This window comes from Flavivirga amylovorans, from assembly GCF_030540875.1.
Lineage (GTDB): Bacteria > Bacteroidota > Bacteroidia > Flavobacteriales > Flavobacteriaceae > Flavivirga > Flavivirga amylovorans.
This window is the reverse complement of sequence record NZ_JAUOEM010000004.1, coordinates 303,611-321,432: the sequence shown is the minus strand read 5'-3', so window position 1 is coordinate 321,432 and position 17,822 is coordinate 303,611. Positions and strand designations below refer to the sequence as shown.

General features: G+C 34.8%; 10 protein-coding genes. All 10 read right to left on the bottom strand.

Annotated elements, in window-relative coordinates:
- Positions 1–2,286: beta strand repeat-containing protein (locus tag Q4Q39_RS13010; RefSeq protein ID WP_303282943.1), on the bottom strand; the 2,286-nt coding region annotated here is incomplete at its 3' end.
- Between the two features lie 223 nt (positions 2,287–2,509).
- On the bottom strand, positions 2,510–4,396 hold the full coding sequence (locus Q4Q39_RS13005; RefSeq protein WP_303282942.1) for an OmpA family protein: 1,887 nt from the start codon (positions 4,394–4,396) through the stop codon (positions 2,510–2,512).
- A 109-nt stretch (positions 4,397–4,505) separates the two neighbouring features.
- Entirely contained in the window at positions 4,506–5,462 is a 957-nt protein-coding gene (locus Q4Q39_RS13000; protein WP_303282941.1) for a PorP/SprF family type IX secretion system membrane protein, read from the bottom strand.
- A 29-nt stretch (positions 5,463–5,491) separates the two neighbouring features.
- The gene (locus Q4Q39_RS12995; protein ID WP_303282940.1) at positions 5,492–10,225 is read right to left on the bottom strand and encodes an Ig-like domain-containing protein; all 4,734 of its coding nucleotides are present in this window, start codon (positions 10,223–10,225) and stop codon (positions 5,492–5,494) included.
- Positions 10,226–10,578: 353 nt separating this feature from the next.
- On the bottom strand, positions 10,579–12,372 hold the full coding sequence (locus Q4Q39_RS12990; protein WP_303282938.1) for a cytochrome c oxidase subunit I: 1,794 nt from the start codon (positions 12,370–12,372) through the stop codon (positions 10,579–10,581).
- A gap of 28 nt (positions 12,373–12,400) precedes the next feature.
- Positions 12,401–13,468 (bottom strand): cytochrome c oxidase subunit II, encoded by a 1,068-nt coding sequence (locus tag Q4Q39_RS12985; RefSeq protein ID WP_303282937.1) that lies wholly within the window; start codon positions 13,466–13,468, stop codon positions 12,401–12,403.
- A gap of 30 nt (positions 13,469–13,498) precedes the next feature.
- Positions 13,499–14,860 carry an urease accessory protein UreE gene (locus Q4Q39_RS12980; protein ID WP_303282936.1) on the bottom strand — a complete coding sequence of 454 codons (1,362 nt, stop codon included), beginning with the start codon at positions 14,858–14,860 and terminating at the stop codon, positions 13,499–13,501.
- 22 nt (positions 14,861–14,882) lie between these two features.
- Positions 14,883–15,434, bottom strand: a complete 552-nt coding sequence (locus Q4Q39_RS12975) for a c-type cytochrome (protein ID WP_303282935.1) — start codon at positions 15,432–15,434, stop codon at positions 14,883–14,885.
- A gap of 105 nt (positions 15,435–15,539) precedes the next feature.
- The gene (locus Q4Q39_RS12970) at positions 15,540–16,070 is read right to left on the bottom strand and encodes a DUF3341 domain-containing protein (RefSeq protein ID WP_303282934.1); all 531 of its coding nucleotides are present in this window, start codon (positions 16,068–16,070) and stop codon (positions 15,540–15,542) included.
- Between the two features lie 9 nt (positions 16,071–16,079).
- Complete coding sequence (locus Q4Q39_RS12965) at positions 16,080–17,816, bottom strand: helix-hairpin-helix domain-containing protein (RefSeq protein WP_303282933.1); 1,737 nt, start codon at positions 17,814–17,816, stop codon at positions 16,080–16,082.
- Between the last annotated feature and the right edge of the window lie 6 nt (positions 17,817–17,822).

Below are 17,822 nucleotides of genomic sequence, written 5' to 3'. Positions count from 1 at the left end.
GGCATTGTCCAATGTTGCTGTTACCGTGATGGAACCATCGTTTTCGTTGCCACTTACATTAGCTATGGTTACTGCGGCTGCATCGTCATTGATAATTGTCATGGTTGCGCCATCGGTGATGTTCACTCCCAATGTTGTAGCTGCCAAGTTAGATTGTGAAACAGTGATGGTTTCATTGGTCTCCAATTTAGTATCTCCTGTAGGTGTCACTGTGAAGGTCTGGGTCTCGCTGGCATTCCCTGTAAAGGTTAGGGTCTGACTCGTTACAGCAGAATAATCACTATCTGCTGTGGTAGCGGTACCGTCTGCCGTGCTTACGTCTACTGTAAACCCGCCTTGTACGGCATTGTCTAAGGTTGCCGTGACTGTTATGGCTCCATCATTTTCATTTCCGCTAACATCAGCTATGGTTACAGCAGCACTATCGTCATTATTAATAGTATACGTATGAATAGTATTAGTACCTAGTGTTGCGTTTGTTGGAGTTGAAAGCGTTACAATTACAGTTTCATTAGCCTCCAAAATGGCATCAGGTACTATACCAGCTATAGTTATATTATTACTACTATTACCCGCAGTAATATTTAATACCCCATCTACTAAAGTATAATCTGTTCCTCCCCCTGTAGCTGTTCCTGTTACAGCATAATTTACAGACACATTACTTCCACTTACCGCACTTAATGACACTTCTAAATTAGCACTAGCAATACTTTCTAAACCAGATGAACCTGCAGCTGTAAATGCCACTGTTGGGTTTAATGTTGTAAATGTTTCTATGGTGCCCTCTGTTGTCCCTTCACTATTTATAGCATAAGCAGCAAAGCTATAGTTACCAGAAGCTATTAAGCTTGAAATAGACTGACTAAGACTTCCTGTTGTACCAGATGCAATAACTTTAGTCACATTACCTCCACCTGCTTCAGCTACTGTTGGCGTTGCATCATCTGATGTTAATGCGTATACAAAACCTCTTTCGGTTATAGCAGCACCTCCATCTGATGTCACATTACCATTTAAAGTAGCTCCAGTTGTTGTAATTAAGCTTGCCGTACTTGTTGTTACTGTAGGAGACGAAACTGAAACACCAATATCACCAACGGCATAGACAGTTGTGTTATTTCTGTCCCAATTTGTTTGATTATTAATATTAGCCCTTAAAGTATTTACATCACCAGATAAAGAACCAGTATATACTGCATTATCTTGTTCCGGGGTTATCGCTAATGAATTTACACCATCAGTAAAAACTGCCGGTTTAGCAGACGTTGAAGTTGAAGTAGCATCACTATCCCAACCCCCATTCATATTAATTGCTGCTATAAAATTAGTTTGAGCAGCAGCAAAGACGGAACTCGGCGCCGCACCTTGATAAGCAAATAACGCTTCTCCTCCAGAGGTAAGTGATAAATCCGGACACCCACCTGGGTTTGGACTAACAGTTCCATTTGTAACTCCTAAAATGGTAGCCGTAAACCCCTGAATAGAAACAATAGTTCCTATAGACAAATTAGAACCTGCTGTCCAAGTAATTGTATTTTCTGAATTACAATCGGCTGAACCGTCTACTCTAAAACCTCCAGAAGCCAACCAGCCTTTATCTGTAAAAGTAATTTCTGTTCCAGAAACAATGTCTTTTAATAAAATAAATGAAAAATCATCAGGGCTTCCATCTCCATTGTATCTTACAAAAGCAATATCTCCAGTAGTTAAAGTTGTTTGCGAATTTGTAGAAATGCCTAATTCAAAAGCATCAAGAGTACCAGACCAACCCACATCAGATATAATTCTTATCTCATCAACATCTCCAAAAATGGCATCAGAAAAATTACTGGCATCATAAGCCCCTAAAAGTCCAGCATCTAGATTGACTGAAGTTGTTCCTGTTGATGCTGCATTTTTAAATCCTTCAATAGTAAATGTAACGGCTACGGCATTGCTCGAAGCTTTAAAACCGTTAAAATCAAATTCTGAACCGTCATTAGTCTTTATGGATAACCCTCTCCAAGGATCTACACCATTTCCCTCATCTAATCCTTCATAACCAGATGTAAAATCATAGAACGATAAATCTCCTCCTGTGGGAGTACCAGTACCATCTATAGCCACAATATCTATTTGTAGGCCTGAGATATCTACTGAGCCTCCCTCTCCATCATTTACCAAAATTCCTAAATTTGTTCCACTAGTGGTATTGAAATCTAATGTTTGAGGTAAGACTTGCGAAAAACCAACAGTTTCAGTTAATATTATAATAATTAAAATCAAATAAGTAATTTTTTTCATGGCTTATTGGAGTATTAAGGTTTAAATTAATTAAATATTATTTAAGTGGCTAATATACTACAAATTAATTAATAATTACTTTTTATCGATATTTTTTAACATTTAATCGTTTATTTATATATTTTGTCGGTGGTTTAAAAACAAAAAGCCTTTCCAAATTGGAAAGGCTTTAGCAAATAATTTGGTTAAAATTATGGCTAGTTATAAATGGTTGGTTGGTTAATTAATTTATAATGGTAAATTCACAACGTCTGTTAATGTTGTATTCTTTGTCACTACAAATACCTTCTTTTAAACATTCGTTTAGTGGTTGCATTTCTCCATAACCAATACTTTTTAAGCGGTTTCTATCTATGCCTTGACTTACTAAATATTCTAGAGTAGATGCAGCTCGACTTTTAGACAAATTTAAATTATATTGATCTGGTCCTCTAGCATCTGTGTGTGCAGAAACTTCTACTTCCATATCTGGATATTTGTTTAACAAATCGACAAGTACATTTAAAGTTGTTGCAGCATCTTCACGAATATTAGATTTATCGAAATCGAAATAGATTTTATCTAATTGAATTTGAACATCACCTCTTTCGTTTTCTTTAACACTCTCTTCCGCTACTACATACGACTCTAAAGACAAATAGATATTGTGACTAATTTTACCTTTACTGTCTGTCGAGAATTCAACGTCTTGCGGAATGTATGCTTTTCGAGTTCCACGTACTTTATATTTTTTATTAGGTTCTATTTTGAACAGGTAATCTGCTTTTTCTCCTACAATAGAATCTTGGATCACTGTGCCTGTCTCATCAAATAAGGTTACTAAAGCCCCTACTAATAATTCTTCAGTGTTTTTATCTTGTACAATACCTTCTACTAAATATTTAGTTAAAATATTTTCTTCTCTCGCAAAACCATACAGCCTATCAAAACCATTTCTGTTTGAGGATACGTAACCTCTATTGTCTTTTTCTCGTATGGTATATGCAAAATCGTCTAAGCTACTATTTATTGAACCTCCTAAGTTTACAGGTTTATCAAAACTACCGTTTACCATATTGCTTCTAAAAACATCTAAACCACCATACCCTTGATGACCATCTGATGAAAAGTACAATACATCAATATCACTTATGTAAGGAAATTGTTCGCGGTGTTTTGTATTTACTTTATCCCCTAAATTTTCTGGTTCACCATAAGTACCATCATCGTTTATAGCAACTTTGTAAATATCGAACCCTCCAATAGTTCCTGGCATATCACTAGCAAAGTATAATGTTTTACCATCTTTACTTAAGGCTGGATGTTCTACACTATATGCATTTGAATTGAATGGTAATTCTGTAACGTTAGTCCATATACTATCGACTAATTCTGCTCTAAAAATTTTAATGTGAGCAATTCTCTCTTCGTCAGTTTTTGTACGTGTTTTATTGGTTCTATTAAAATACATCGTTTTAGCATCACTACTAAATGTGGCATTACTTTCATGAGACTCTGTATTTATTTCATCTGAAAAAGGTGTAATATCTTTCATGGTTCCGTTATCGTCCATAGTTGCCTTATACAAATCTAAATACGGTAAATTATTCCATGAGTAGGCTGGATTCTTACTATTTCTTGATGAAGCAAAAGCCACTTTATTATCTCCATAGAATGATAAACCAAAATCACTAGTTGACTTAGAGCTCTCTATTTTTTTTAGTTTAAATGTATGTGGCGTTGTTTTCTCCAAACCATCTATAAAAGCAGGTGTATTTATTTTTTTATTGAAATATCTGCTTAAATGAAAATCGGCGTCTTTATAATTTTTAGTCCCTTTTAAAGCTTGTGCGTATCTAAAATGTAATTCGATATCTATAGAATCTCCATAGGTTACAAAAAGTTCACGATATGTTTTGATAGCTTTCTGCAAACTAGCATTGTAATAATAACTATCTGCTAGGTTTTGAAGTACTTCCTGAGTACGTTCTTTCTTTTCGTAAATCTCTGCTGCTTCAACATAAGCTCTCATTTCGAAAAGCTTATTGGCCCTTTTTAAATTTCCTTTTTGTGCTAATGCTATTCCACTAACTAATAAAAGGCTTGCAAGTATGTATATTTGTTTTTTCATGTGTAAATTTTATTGTTTTTCAACTGTCACATGTAACATCCATGGCATGTCTATTCTTTGGTATTGAATTTTTAGTAATGGATGTTTCATAATTGTAATCATTTTTTGGTTAGAAGAATCTAGGTGAGCGATCATATCCTCCTTTGAGTCCGAATAAATCAACATCAAACAAAATAAATATTTCATGAGACCCTGAATTGAAATCACCTAAGTTTGTGGTCGTAAAATCGTAAGCATAGCCAATTCTTAATTCTGGTGTTACTCTAAAACTTACTAATCCACTTATTGCGTCATCTAAACGATAGCCTAATCCAGCTTCAAATCTGTTATTAAATAACACATTTGCTGTAACATCTACAGACCAAGGTGCTCCTCTAACTGATTTCGCCATAAATGCAGGTTTAAATTTTACGTCTCTATTAATATCAAAAACATAACCTCCTGTTAAAAAATAGTGAATGTCTTGAACTCCGGTAGATTTTATTCCGTTTTCCGTTTCTATATGCTTTGTTGTTAATAGATTTGGGGCAGATAAACCTATATAATAGTTTTCGGTAAAATAAAAGGCTCCGATACCTAAATTAGGAAACGTTTTATTAATATTTTCATTAAACGCTATATCTGTTGATGTATCTCCCGATTGCAAATTGAAGCCATCAAAATTAACATCAAACAATGTCACACCTGCTTTAATACCAAGTGATAATTTTGCTTCAAATCCTACAGGTAATATATAAGCGAAATCTGCATAAATATTATTTTCATTTACGATATCTCCTATGTTATCATTAGAAAATGAAATACCCATTTCTATTTTTTCATTAATAGGTGTATGAGCGAAAAAAGTTCCTGTACTTGGAGCGCCTTCAACGCCAACCCATTGTGTTCTATACAAACCTCCCAAGTTTAAAATCGCTTCATCCGCTGTAGCATAAGCTGGATTAATAACACTCATGTTATACATATACTGAGTAAATTGAGGGTCTTGTTGTGCAAAACTTTGAAATGACAAAAGCGTCAAACTTAACAAAGCAGCTATTTTATGATATATATTTAAATTTTTCATTGTTCTTAAATTTTTGCTTTATCTATAAATTATCTGCTTAAGTATAAGCGTCCTTGTTCTGGTTTATTTTCTCCATCATTGAAATAGAAAATATAATAATAGACTCCTACTGGTAAATCTCCATTTCCTATTGTTCTGGATTGATTAGAGGCTCCATTAAATCTTGGTGTATTATCACTTCCTTTATACACAATGTTTCCATAGCGATTAAAAATCTCTATCGTGAAGTTTGGATATAGAACACCTAAATGATCTATATTAAATGTATCATTAGTACCGTCTCCATTTGGTGAAAATCCGTCTGGAATTATCAATTTACCACAAGATGTTAAGTCTGTAGTAATTGCCAAACGCACACTACTTTCACATCCTGTAGTAGCATCAACTAAAACAGCGTAATATGTAACGTCATGATTTAAAATGGTACTTTCTGAAATAGCAGTACCATTAGTTGCTGCATCGTACCAAATTATATTGTTTGCTAGTGCATCATATTCTGTAATATTCAATGATAAATCATTAATTGTTGGATCATCATTAATACAATACTCTGCAGCAGGATCAAGTAATGTTGGTGTTGGTGTATCATTAACAATAACATCAACTTGTACACTTATTGAAGATTCACAACCAGAAGCATTTCTTTGGGTTGCATGATAATCTTCTCCATCTACTAATACATCTGTTCCATTAAGCGCTGTTGTTAAAGCAGCATCTTCATACCAAGTAATAGTTCCTGTTACTGTTAAAGCTGCATCTAAATCTGCCACTGTTGGATTATCTACTAAACAAAATTCCATAGTCGCATTATTTACAACTGGTGGTGCAATATCGCTAACTGTTACCGTAATATCTGCCGTTGCATCTGTTGTACATGCTCCTGTTGCAGCAACAGTATATGTATAAACTCCTGCTGTATCTACTAAAGGATCAAAAATTCCTGTACCACTTGTTAATGCTGGCGACCATGTTCCTGTTGTATCTGCAACTCCCAAAAAGGTAAATAAATCTGTCGGACCATCTATGACACATATTAAAACTGGAGCACTAGTTCCTGCATTTGGTGCTTGTGTGACAGATATATCAAAACTTGTAGTTGAGCTACCACATGCATTAGAAGTTGTATATATATATGTTCCTGATGGGTCCGTTGCTGGGTTAAATTGATTAGTAATCACTGCTGAATTAAAGGTCCATTCTCCTCCAGGGCTTGCGCCTGTTAAATTAGAGTCCAAATCGAATATTCCATCTGTACTACAAAATGTAGGATCTCCATTGGATGTTCCTGCACTTAAAGGCTCTTCTACAGTAATTGTTATTGTTGTACTAGCATCTACACATGGTGAAGAAGCTGTTACATAATATGTAAATTCATAACTATTAGCACTAAATCCCGTTACATCATAGGCAGTTGGAGCCGCTACTACTGTCCCTGTATTATCAGGGCCTTCATACCAAATACCTCCTCCATCTTGAGAACCGTCTAATCCATTAAAAAGATCTATTGTCGTATTATTACATTCAATAATTCCTAGATTAACAGCAATTCCAGCATTTGGGGATTGATATATTGTAACTGTTACTTCTGTTCTTACTGAAGATTCGCATCCTGTTCCTGCATCTGTATCTGTTGCAAAATAGTTTTCTCCATTTACTAGAGCTACAGTTCCGTCCAATGGTGTTCCACCTGTTGCATCATCGTACCATTGTATTGTAGTTCCAGTTAAAACAGTTAAATCTGCAACCGTAGCTGTATCGCAAAATTCCTGAATTGCATTTACTGTTGGTACTGGTGTATCATTTATAGTAATTGATACGGTTACATCTACATCGTCACAAGTTCCAATATTAGTGACATCATACGTAAAATTATAAGTTCCAGGTGCAAGACCGTTAATAGTTACTGTGCTTACAGATAAGGCTCCTGAAGCATCGTCATCGCTCCATGTTCCTGTAGGGTCTTCATCTGTTAGTAAATCAAATAAATCTACCGTCTGCCCTGCAGTGATATCTACAATACAAAACTCAGGTAAGGGAGCTATTGGTGTCCCAGATTCTGGAGCGTCATTAATTGTGACTGTTACTATTGAACTATTTGTACATGTATTAGCATCTGTAATAGTGTATGTAAAATTATATGAACCTACTGCTAAAGCCGTTAAATCTAAAGTACTTACATTCAATGCTCCTGAAGCATTATCATCTGTCCATACACCTCCTCCAGTTTCTCCTGTAAGTTGATCAAATAAATTTAACGAAGTAGGCGTCGGTCCTAAATCATTTTCACAATATATTGCTGGAGCTGGCGTACCTGTATTTGGTAATGGGTTTATTATAATGGATACAGTTACATTAGTATCATCACAACTTAGAATAGCATCTACATCAAATGTAAAATCATAGGTTCCAGAGGTAAGACTACCAATTGTGACTTCGTTTCCTGATAATGCACCAGAGATATCATCATCATTCCATGTTCCTGTTTGATCTTCTCCTGTTAGTAAATCAAATAAATTAACTGTTTGTATTGTTCCTTCACAGAATTCTGGAAAAGTTGCTATTGGTGTTCCGGATTCCGGAGCATCATTAATTGTTACTGTTACTATTGAACTATTTGTACATCCATTACCATCTGTTATAGTATATGTGTAATTAAAAGACCCAACAGCTAAAGCAGTTAAATCTACAGTACTTACATTCAATGCTCCTGAAGCATTGTCATCCGTCCAAGTTCCTCCTCCAGATTCGCCTGTAAGCTGATCAAATAAATTTAACGAAGTAGGTGTTGGTCCTAAATCATTTTCGCAATATATCGCTGGTGCTGGTGTACCTGTATTTGGTAATGGGTTTATTGTAATAGATACCGTTACATTAGCATCATCACAGCCTCCAATCGCATCCACATCAAATGTAAAATTATAGGTTCCTGATATAAGACTACCAATTGCTAAATTGTTCCCTGATAAGACACCTGAAGCATCATCATCATTCCATGTACCTGTTTGATTCTCTCCTGTTAGTAAATCAAATAAATTTACCGTTTGTATATCTCCTTGACAAAACTCAGGCATAGATGCTATAGGTGTTCCTGATTCTGGTGCAGGTAGAATGGTTATAGTTATTGATTCTGTATCGGTACAAGCTCCATTATCTATTGTATAATTGAATGTATAAGGGCTTCCTGTAACTGCAAGTCCTGTAATATTTATAGGGTTTGTTACTGGGTTATTTGTTGCATCGGTCCAAGTCCCTAAATTATTATCTTGAGAAGCGTCTAAGGCATTAAATAAATCATAAGGTGAATTAGCTGCTAATTCATTCTCACAAAATGAAGCATTTGTTGCTGTTCCCGCATTGGGATCTGGTAATACCACAACTTGAACTGGTGTAGATTCCTCCGGACAAGGTGTTAGAACATTCTGAAAGTATCTAAAATTATACGTTGCTGGTGGATAAGCTCCAGTTGTTAAATCTATCGGAGAAGTCACTACGGGGTCAGAACTTGAAATCCCTTGTACCCAAAAACCATTAGGGTCTTCATCGTTATTTAATAAAGTTGTCAAGTCAAAATTTGATGGTAAGCCTGCTACACAAAAACTTGCTGGAGTTCCAGTTGCAGTACCTGAAGATAGTGTTTCTGAAACTACAATTGATATTGTTGAAATAGCAGCGGGACAAGCACCACTACCAGTAATTGAATATGTGAACACATAGGTGTCCGGTAATGTTAAACTAGAAATATCTACAGTTCCTAGGTGACCATTAGTTGTTGCTAAAGGTCCTGTCCAATTACCTGTTGTTTGTGGAAAACCACCTAAACTATCAAATAAATTAAAAGGAACTACTGCTGGAATATCATCATTACAGTATTGTAAGATAGTTGATGATCCTGCATCAGCTGGAACATCCACATTGACTAATACTGCAACGGCATCACTATCACAAATAATACCTTGAATTTGAATATAATAAGTAGTACCATCTACTAATGGATCTGAATCTGACAATGGTGCTCCTGTAGGTATTCCTGAACCATTAACTGCAGCATACCATAAATAATTAGTAGCTGGAGTACCTGGATCTATATCTCCTATTGTCGGAGCTGTTGGATTTGTACAGAAATCTTGTACAGGATCAGGTATTGGTTCCTGTGGTGCGGGAATTAAGGCTATTGTAGTTGCTTCTGCTTGACTTTTACAATTCCCACCTAAAACATCTACAAATACTACAAGTATCTGTATTCCTGGGTTAGGAATTACATCAGTCGTATTTGCTTGGTTAACTAAGCCTGCATCATAGTATATTTCCACACCACCCCCTGCTGGTATAGCAAATTGTAAAATATCATCTATGTAAGTCTGAATGGTTGCACTCTCATTACTACAATAATTACCTTCTAAATTCTGTCCAGATGGGCCTACAGCAAAATCTATATTTATGGCTGTTCGGTTACCAGCCCCGTTACAGGTTCCTGAATTATCATCAACATAATAGGTTCCTTCTACAACGAGTTCGGTCGGAAAAAAAGCAGTTCCTCCTGTTGGGACATCATACCACCGTACACCATTACCTCCATCTTCTACAAAATTGTATGTTGATGTTGGTCCCGTTAAGTCAGCAAAAGTTAATCCAGATGCATCACAAATTGGAGTTGTAGTATTTATTATAGGACATTGTGCAGAAACTGACAATGAAGTGCATAATAACATTAAAACACAAAATATATACTTAAATACATTTCTAAAAGCTAGAGTTGTTTTCATAATTGAAAATTTATATTCATATCTAGTTGGTTCAGAATTAACCCTGTAAAATCAAACAAATATTTTATTTGAAAGTTTTTTACAAAATAATTCAATTCGCAATTTAACGGATATTTTTGTATTTCATCGACTTTTTTGAAATTATTTTGCATTTTATCGATAAAATATGCGAATAAGCGATGTTTAAGACCTGTCGCTATTTGTTTTTGAGTGTCAAAAGTGTCTTCATTGGATATTTTGTAATAAAAAACTTACTTATTAAAAAACATAAGAAGATAAAATACTAAAAGCCAAAGCCTTTCTAAATTAGAAAGGCTTTGGCTTTTATTTTATATGTTTACTAAGTAACTAGACTAGTGCTGTAATTCTTCTTCCCCATCTTTTAGAGGAATGTTTTGAGGGACGAAATCTACATCATGTCCCGGTTTACTATAATCGTAAGCCCAACGGTGTACGTGCGGAATGTCTCCTGGCCAGTTTCCATGCATGTGCTCTACAGGTGCAGTCCATTCTAGTGTTGTCGATTTCCATGGATTTTGCTCTGCTTTCTTTCCATAGAAGATACTAGCAAAGAAATTGTATAAATAAACGATTTGAACGACCCCGCCTATTAAAGCGAATATGGTAATAATAACGTTTACATTTGCTAAATCATCAAATAAAGGAAAGTTACTATTTGTATAATAACGACGTGGTAATCCTGCCATACCAATAAAGTGCATTGGGAAAAATACGCCATAAGCACAAACTGCGGTAATCCAGAAGTGGATATAGCCTAAGTTTTTATTTAACATCTTACCAAACATCTTAGGATACCAGTGATAGATTCCTGCAAACATACCATATAGTGCAGATATCCCCATTACTAAATGGAAGTGTGCTACTACAAAATAGGTGTCATGTACGTTAATATCTAAGGCACTATCTCCTAAAATAATTCCCGTTAAACCTCCTGTTATAAATGTTGATACAAAACCAATAGAGAATAACATAGCTGGATTCATTTGCAAATTACCCTTCCAGAGTGTGGTTATCCAGTTAAATGCTTTTACCGCAGATGGTATTGCAATTAACAAGGTTGTAAATGTAAATACAGATCCTAGGAATGGATTCATTCCTGAAATAAACATATGGTGTCCCCATACAATTGTAGATAAGAATGCAATTGCTAAAATAGAAGCGATCATAGCACGATACCCAAAAATAGGTTTACGCGAATTGGATGCCATAATTTCGGAAACTAGTCCCATTGCAGGTAGTATTACAATATATACTTCAGGGTGTCCTAAGAACCAGAATAAGTGTTCAAACAAAACTGGTGATCCTCCTTGGTAATGCAATACTTCTCCTTGAATAAATATATCTGATAAGAAGAATGATGTTCCAAAACTTCTATCCATTATTAATAATAAGGCTGCAGATAATAATACTGGGAAAGATATCACACCAATAACAGCTGTAATAAAGAATGCCCAGATTGTTAAAGGTAGTCTAGTCATAGACATTCCTTTTGTACGTAAGTTAATTACTGTAACAATATAATTAAGTGACCCTAATAATGATGATGCGATGAATATGGCCATAGATACTAACCATAATGTCATCCCCATACCTGAACCTCCTTGAGCCATTGGTAAAGCACTTAATGGTGGATAAATGGTCCATCCTGCTGCTGCTGGTCCAGCTTCAACAAATAAGGAAATTACCATGATTACACTCGACAAGAAGAATAACCAATAAGATACCATATTTAAAAATCCTGACGCCATATCGCGTGCACCAATTTGCAATGGAATTAATAGGTTACTAAACGTACCACTTAAACCAGCAGTTAATACAAAGAATACCATAATAGTACCATGTATAGTAACTAGTGCTAAATAGATATCTGCATCCATAACACCATCTGGTGCCCATTTACCTAATAATGCTTCAAACAATACATTAGGCTCCTCTGGCCATGCGATTTGCATACGAAACATCATAGACATTAATACACCAATAACTCCCATAATGGTACCAGTAATAAGGTACTGCTTGGCAATCATTTTATGGTCTTGACTAAATATATATTTAGTTACAAACGTTTCTTTATGATGATGTCCGTGGTCGTCTTCGTGTGCGTGAGTATCTGCGTGTGCTGACATAATCTTATATCGTTTTTATCTTTTTAAATTAGTTAATTAGAGAGTTTTTGAATGCTTTCTGCTCCTTTATCCAAGCATTGTATTCTTCTTGAGTTTCTACAACTATCTTCATTTGCATGTTGTAATGAGACTTCCCACAAATTTTATTACAAAGTAGTAGGTAATCAAATTCGTAAGATTCTAAAGGCTCTTCTCCTTTTGCTAATAGAGGTTTACTATTTTCTACTCTAATATTATTAATTCTTTGAACTTTTTCTTTGATTTGAGATGTTTCTCGCATATCAGCAGTAGTAACCGTAGGCGTGAAACCAAATTGTGTGATCATTCCTGGAACACAGTTCATTTGAGCTCTAAAATGTGGCATGTAAGCAGAATGCAATACATCTTGTGAGCGCATTTTAAATAATACAGGCTTACCAACTGGTAAGTGCAACTCTGTAGTAATAACATCATCTTGTGCATTAGGGTCAGCTTCATCTATACCTAAAATATTAGCACGATCAATATCAATTAAACGGACATTCGCTTTTCCTAAAGTATTATCTGCTCCAGCATATCTAGCTTTCCAGTTAAATTGCTGCGCATATAATTCAACTACTATTGGATCATCACTCTCATCAACACCCATGATATTAATCCAAGTATTTAATCCATAAATAATTAAACCTGCAAGAACGATTACTGGAATAATAGTCCAAATAGCTTCTAGTTTATTATTATCTGCAAAGAATAATGCTTTTTTACCTTTTTCGCCTTTGTATTTATAAGCAAAATAGTGTAATAGGAACTGTGTAATGGTCTGTACAATAAAAATAATTATCATAGAGATAACCATCAAATTATCAACAACCACACCATGTTCTGAGGCAGCATTTGACATTAATGGTAAATCTCCCCATTTTACAAAGCATACAATGGTAATAACATAAATAAAAGCTAAAAAGCCCATCATTAAATATGCATTCATTGTGTTATCCTTATCTGTAGCAACTTGAGTGTTTTCGTTTTTAGCTTGTGCTAAATCGAAAATCTTTACCATTTGCCAAATGGCTACTAAAATAAATACTAAAACTATAATTGTTAATAAAGTAGTCATTGTTATCGTTCTTCTTTATTTATATCTTAATTAATAATGAAATTCTTCGCTTTCCTTTATGAAAGGGTATCTTTTTACTAGTAATGGCGCTTTTGTTAAAGCTGTAAATACTATAAATATAAATAACCCTGCAAATAGTAATACTGAACTTATTTCTGGAATTCCTATAAACCATCTATCTCCAACAGTAGCTGGCATAATCATATTGAAGATATCAATATAATGTCCTGCTAATATGACTAACCCTGCCATAACAACAAACCATGAAATACGTTTGTAATCGGCATTCATTAGCATTAATATTGGGAATACAAAGTTCATAACTACCATACCTAAGAATGGTAATTTATAATCTTGGAAACGAGTTACAAAATAGGTAACCTCTTCTGGGATATTTGAGTACCAAATAAGCATGAATTGTGAAAACCATAAATATGTCCAGAAAATACTGAATGCAAACATAAACTTAGCTACATCATGTAAATGATTTTCATTAACAAACTCTAATTGCCCTTTAGATTTTAAATATAAAGTGATTAAAGCTAATACCGTTATTCCACTTACAAACATACTTGCAAAGACGTACCATCCAAATAATGTTGAGAACCAGTGTGGATCCACACTCATTATCCAATCCCAAGACATCATTGATTCTGTATAAATAAAGAATACTAAAAATCCTGCTGTTATACGGAATAACTTTTTAAAATTACTTTTATCTTCTGCTGTATCTTGAGCAATTGAAAATTTACGTGAAAAGTGACGGTATAAACTCCATCCTCCAATAAAGATTAAAGCACGGATAATGAATCCTGTTTTATTTAACCAACCAGACTTACCAGCTACTAACTTATCGAAATGTTCGCTTTCTGGATTTATCATATCTGGATTCATCCATACAAATAAATGATCACCAGCAAAAATTGCAATAGCAACGACAATTAAAGCACCTGGTAATAGATAAGCTGTCATACCTTCCATAACTCTAAAAAGTACTGGAGACCAACCTGCTTGTGATGCAATTTGGATGGCATAAAATGCTAATATTCCTAAAGCAATCATCATAAAGAAAAATGCTGCTACGTATAATGCAGACCAAGGTCTGTTATGAATTTGGTGTTGCACGTGTTTTGCATGAGCATCACCATGATGTGCGTTATCATGTGTTTCTTCTCCATGAGAAGATTCTTTAGCATGTGTATCGTGACTAGCTGGAGCTGCATCATGCGTCGCTTCATGACCGCCTCCATGATGAGAGGCTTCTTCAGCTAGCATTGTTTTAACTTCATCTAAAGATTTATGAGATGTCAAAAAACCATATCCTACACCTAACGCACCTAGTATCATTAGTATGAAAGAAAATGTCTTTAATTTATTTGAAAATGTATACATATCTATAATAATCTTATCAATCTTACTTTTCTAAATCTGATTTTAACTTCAACACGTATGATACTACTTGCCAACGTTCTTCTTCGTTCAATTGGTTAGCATAAGAACCCATTGCGTTTTTACCGTAATAAATAGTATGGTAAATACTTCCTGCTGTTATAGCTCTTCCAGCATCATCATAACTTGGAATACCAAGGATTTTTTCACGCTTTACAAGTTTTCCTTGCCCGTTACCTTTATTACCATGACAAATGCCACAATAGATATCATATAAAGCTTTTCCTCTTTCTAAATCTACTTGAGTAGAATCTAAAGTACTTACTAATGTTGTTTTAGCTAACTCGTAACCTTCTGTAGTGTTTTCAATATCAAAAGGAATGTATCCTCTTGGCACTGTTCCTTCAACAGGTTTCTGAGCTTCTACGCCATCAGGAAATGCTGCTTCTCCATAAGTTTCATATCCTACAGATTCATACATGTTTGGCATGAATTGATAGTTAGGAGCTGAATCTTTTTTACATGATACAGCAACTAAAACCACTGCTACTACTACTATTTTAATTAAGCTTTTCATTTGTCAACTTATATTGTCTTTTTTGTCAAATGTAATTCACAAAACATTTTAATTTTTTAAAAATCTAAAAATTAAATTCTGTTTATGCTCATTTCATATTTATTATTAATGGGCTTTATCAACTAAATTAACTTCAACTGCTCCAGTTTCTTTAAGCAAGCTTTCTAATTCACTTTCATTTCCATGAACTGCTATTTCCATTAAGAAATGGTCATCTGTAGTTCTTGGGTCTGGATTTTCGGCATCTTTAAAAGGCCACATTCTACTACGTAAGTAAAACGTTATTACCATTAAGTGGGCAGCAAAAAACACTGTTAGTTCAAACATAATTGGCACGAATGCTGGCATGTTTTCTATGTAACTAAAACTTGGTTTACCACCAATGTTCTGAGGCCAATCTTCAATCATAATGAAATTCATCATTGTGATGGCTACTGTTAAACCAACTAAACCATACATAAATGCTGTAATAGCAATACGCGTAGGTGCTAAACCCATGGCTTTGTCTAGTCCGTGAACTGGAAATGGTGTATATATCTCTTCAATGTGATGTTTTTCTGCCTTTACTTTCTTAACAGCAGACATTAATACATCATCATCGGTATAAATAGCGTGAATAACTTTTGAAGCTTCCATTGACTATATTTAGTTTATTAAATTTTTAGCTTGTCCAGACCAATCATCACGTTCTGCTCTTCCTGGGAAAGAACCTGTAATAGAGTCTAACAAGTCGTATTCTTTTTTCGTCATCTTACTAACCTGAAGGAAGGTATAAATACCAATACTGTTAAGTGTTTCTTCCATTTTAGGTCCGATACCATTTACTTTCTTTAAGTCATCAGCTTTTTGTGTAGCAGCATCAAAAGCTCCAATACTATCAAGTAAGTTAGTTACTTTGGCTGAATTATCTTCTTCAGTTGTTGTTTCTGCAACTGGTGCTGACTTAGTAGCTTGTCCTCCAGAAGTTCTTGCATCGACTCCTGTTCCTACTAGACTGTCTCCTCTTTCTCTAATTTTCTTATAACGTTCACCAGAAGATTTCAAAATGGTTTTAACCTCTGCTTGTGCTATTACTGGGAATGTTCTTGAATATAATAAGAATAGTACAAAGAAGAACCCTATAGTTCCTACAAAGATACCTATATCTACAAATGTTGGTGAGAACATAGTCCATGATGATGGTAAGTAATCTCTATGTAATGACGTTACAATAATTACAAAACGCTCAAACCACATTCCTATATTTACCACAATTGAGATAAAGAAAGAGAACATTATACTTGTTCTTAGTTTCTTAAACCACATGAATTGTGGAGAGAATACATTACAAGTCATCATTGCCCAATATGCCCACCAGTAAGGCCCTGTTGCTCTGTTCAAGAATGCATATTGTTCGTATTCTACACCAGAATACCAAGCAATAAATAACTCTGTTATATATGCTACACCTACTATAGAACCCGTAATCATAATGACTATGTTCATTAATTCGATGTGTTGTACTGTAATATAATCTTCAAGGTTACACACTTTTCTCATAATAATAAGAAGTGTGTTTACCATGGCAAATCCTGAGAATACGGCTCCTGCAACGAAGTAAGGTGGAAAAATGGTAGTATGCCAACCTGGAATTACCGACGTTGCGAAGTCAAATGATACAATGGTGTGTACAGAAAGTACTAATGGTGTTGCTAAACCTGCAAGTACCAAAGATACTTCTTCAAAACGTTGCCAATCTTTAGCACGACCTGACCATCCAAAACTTAATAAAGAATATATTTTCTTTTGGAAAGGCTTAATAGCTCTATCACGTAACATAGCAAAATCTGGTAATAAACCTGTCCACCAGAATACTAATGATACAGATAAATATGTAGATATTGCAAATACATCCCAAAGTAATGGTGAGTTAAAGTTTACCCATAAAGAACCAAATTGGTTTGGAATAGGTAATACCCAATATCCTAACCACGGACGACCCATGTGAATGATTGGAAACAATCCTGCCTGAACAACAGAGAAAATAGTCATTGCTTCTGCAGAACGGTTAATGGCCATTCTCCATTTTTGACGGAATAATAATAGTACTGCAGAAATAAGTGTTCCTGCGTGACCAATACCAACCCACCAAACGAAGTTAGTAATATCCCAGGCCCAACCTACGGTCTTGTTTAAACCCCAAGTTCCAATACCTGTTGATATGGTATAAATAATACATCCAATTCCCCAAAGAAAAGCGACAAGTGAAATACCAAAAACTATCCACCATTGTTTATTTGCTTTTCCCTCTACAGGTTTTGCCACATCTACAGTAACATCGTGATATGATTTTTCGCCTGTAACTAAAGGTCTTCTAATAGGTGCTTCGTAATGAGACGCCATAATTAT

Bases quoted from the DNA above. Each gene is read 5' to 3' on its own strand.
- Q4Q39_RS13005 (WP_303282942.1), bottom strand. From the start codon at position 4,396: ATGAAAAAACAAATATACATACTTGCAAGCCTTTTATTAGTTAGTGGA.
- Q4Q39_RS13000 (WP_303282941.1), bottom strand. From the start codon at position 5,462: ATGAAAAATTTAAATATATATCATAAAATAGCTGCTTTGTTAAGTTTG.
- Q4Q39_RS12995 (WP_303282940.1), bottom strand. From the start codon at position 10,225: ATGAAAACAACTCTAGCTTTTAGAAATGTATTTAAGTATATATTTTGT.
- Q4Q39_RS12990 (WP_303282938.1), bottom strand. From the start codon at position 12,372: ATGTCAGCACACGCAGATACTCACGCACACGAAGACGACCACGGACAT.
- Q4Q39_RS12985 (WP_303282937.1), bottom strand. From the start codon at position 13,468: ATGACTACTTTATTAACAATTATAGTTTTAGTATTTATTTTAGTAGCC.
- Q4Q39_RS12980 (WP_303282936.1), bottom strand. From the start codon at position 14,860: ATGTATACATTTTCAAATAAATTAAAGACATTTTCTTTCATACTAATG.
- Q4Q39_RS12975 (WP_303282935.1), bottom strand. From the start codon at position 15,434: ATGAAAAGCTTAATTAAAATAGTAGTAGTAGCAGTGGTTTTAGTTGCT.
- Q4Q39_RS12970 (WP_303282934.1), bottom strand. From the start codon at position 16,070: ATGGAAGCTTCAAAAGTTATTCACGCTATTTATACCGATGATGATGTA.
- Q4Q39_RS12965 (WP_303282933.1), bottom strand. From the start codon at position 17,816: ATGGCGTCTCATTACGAAGCACCTATTAGAAGACCTTTAGTTACAGGC.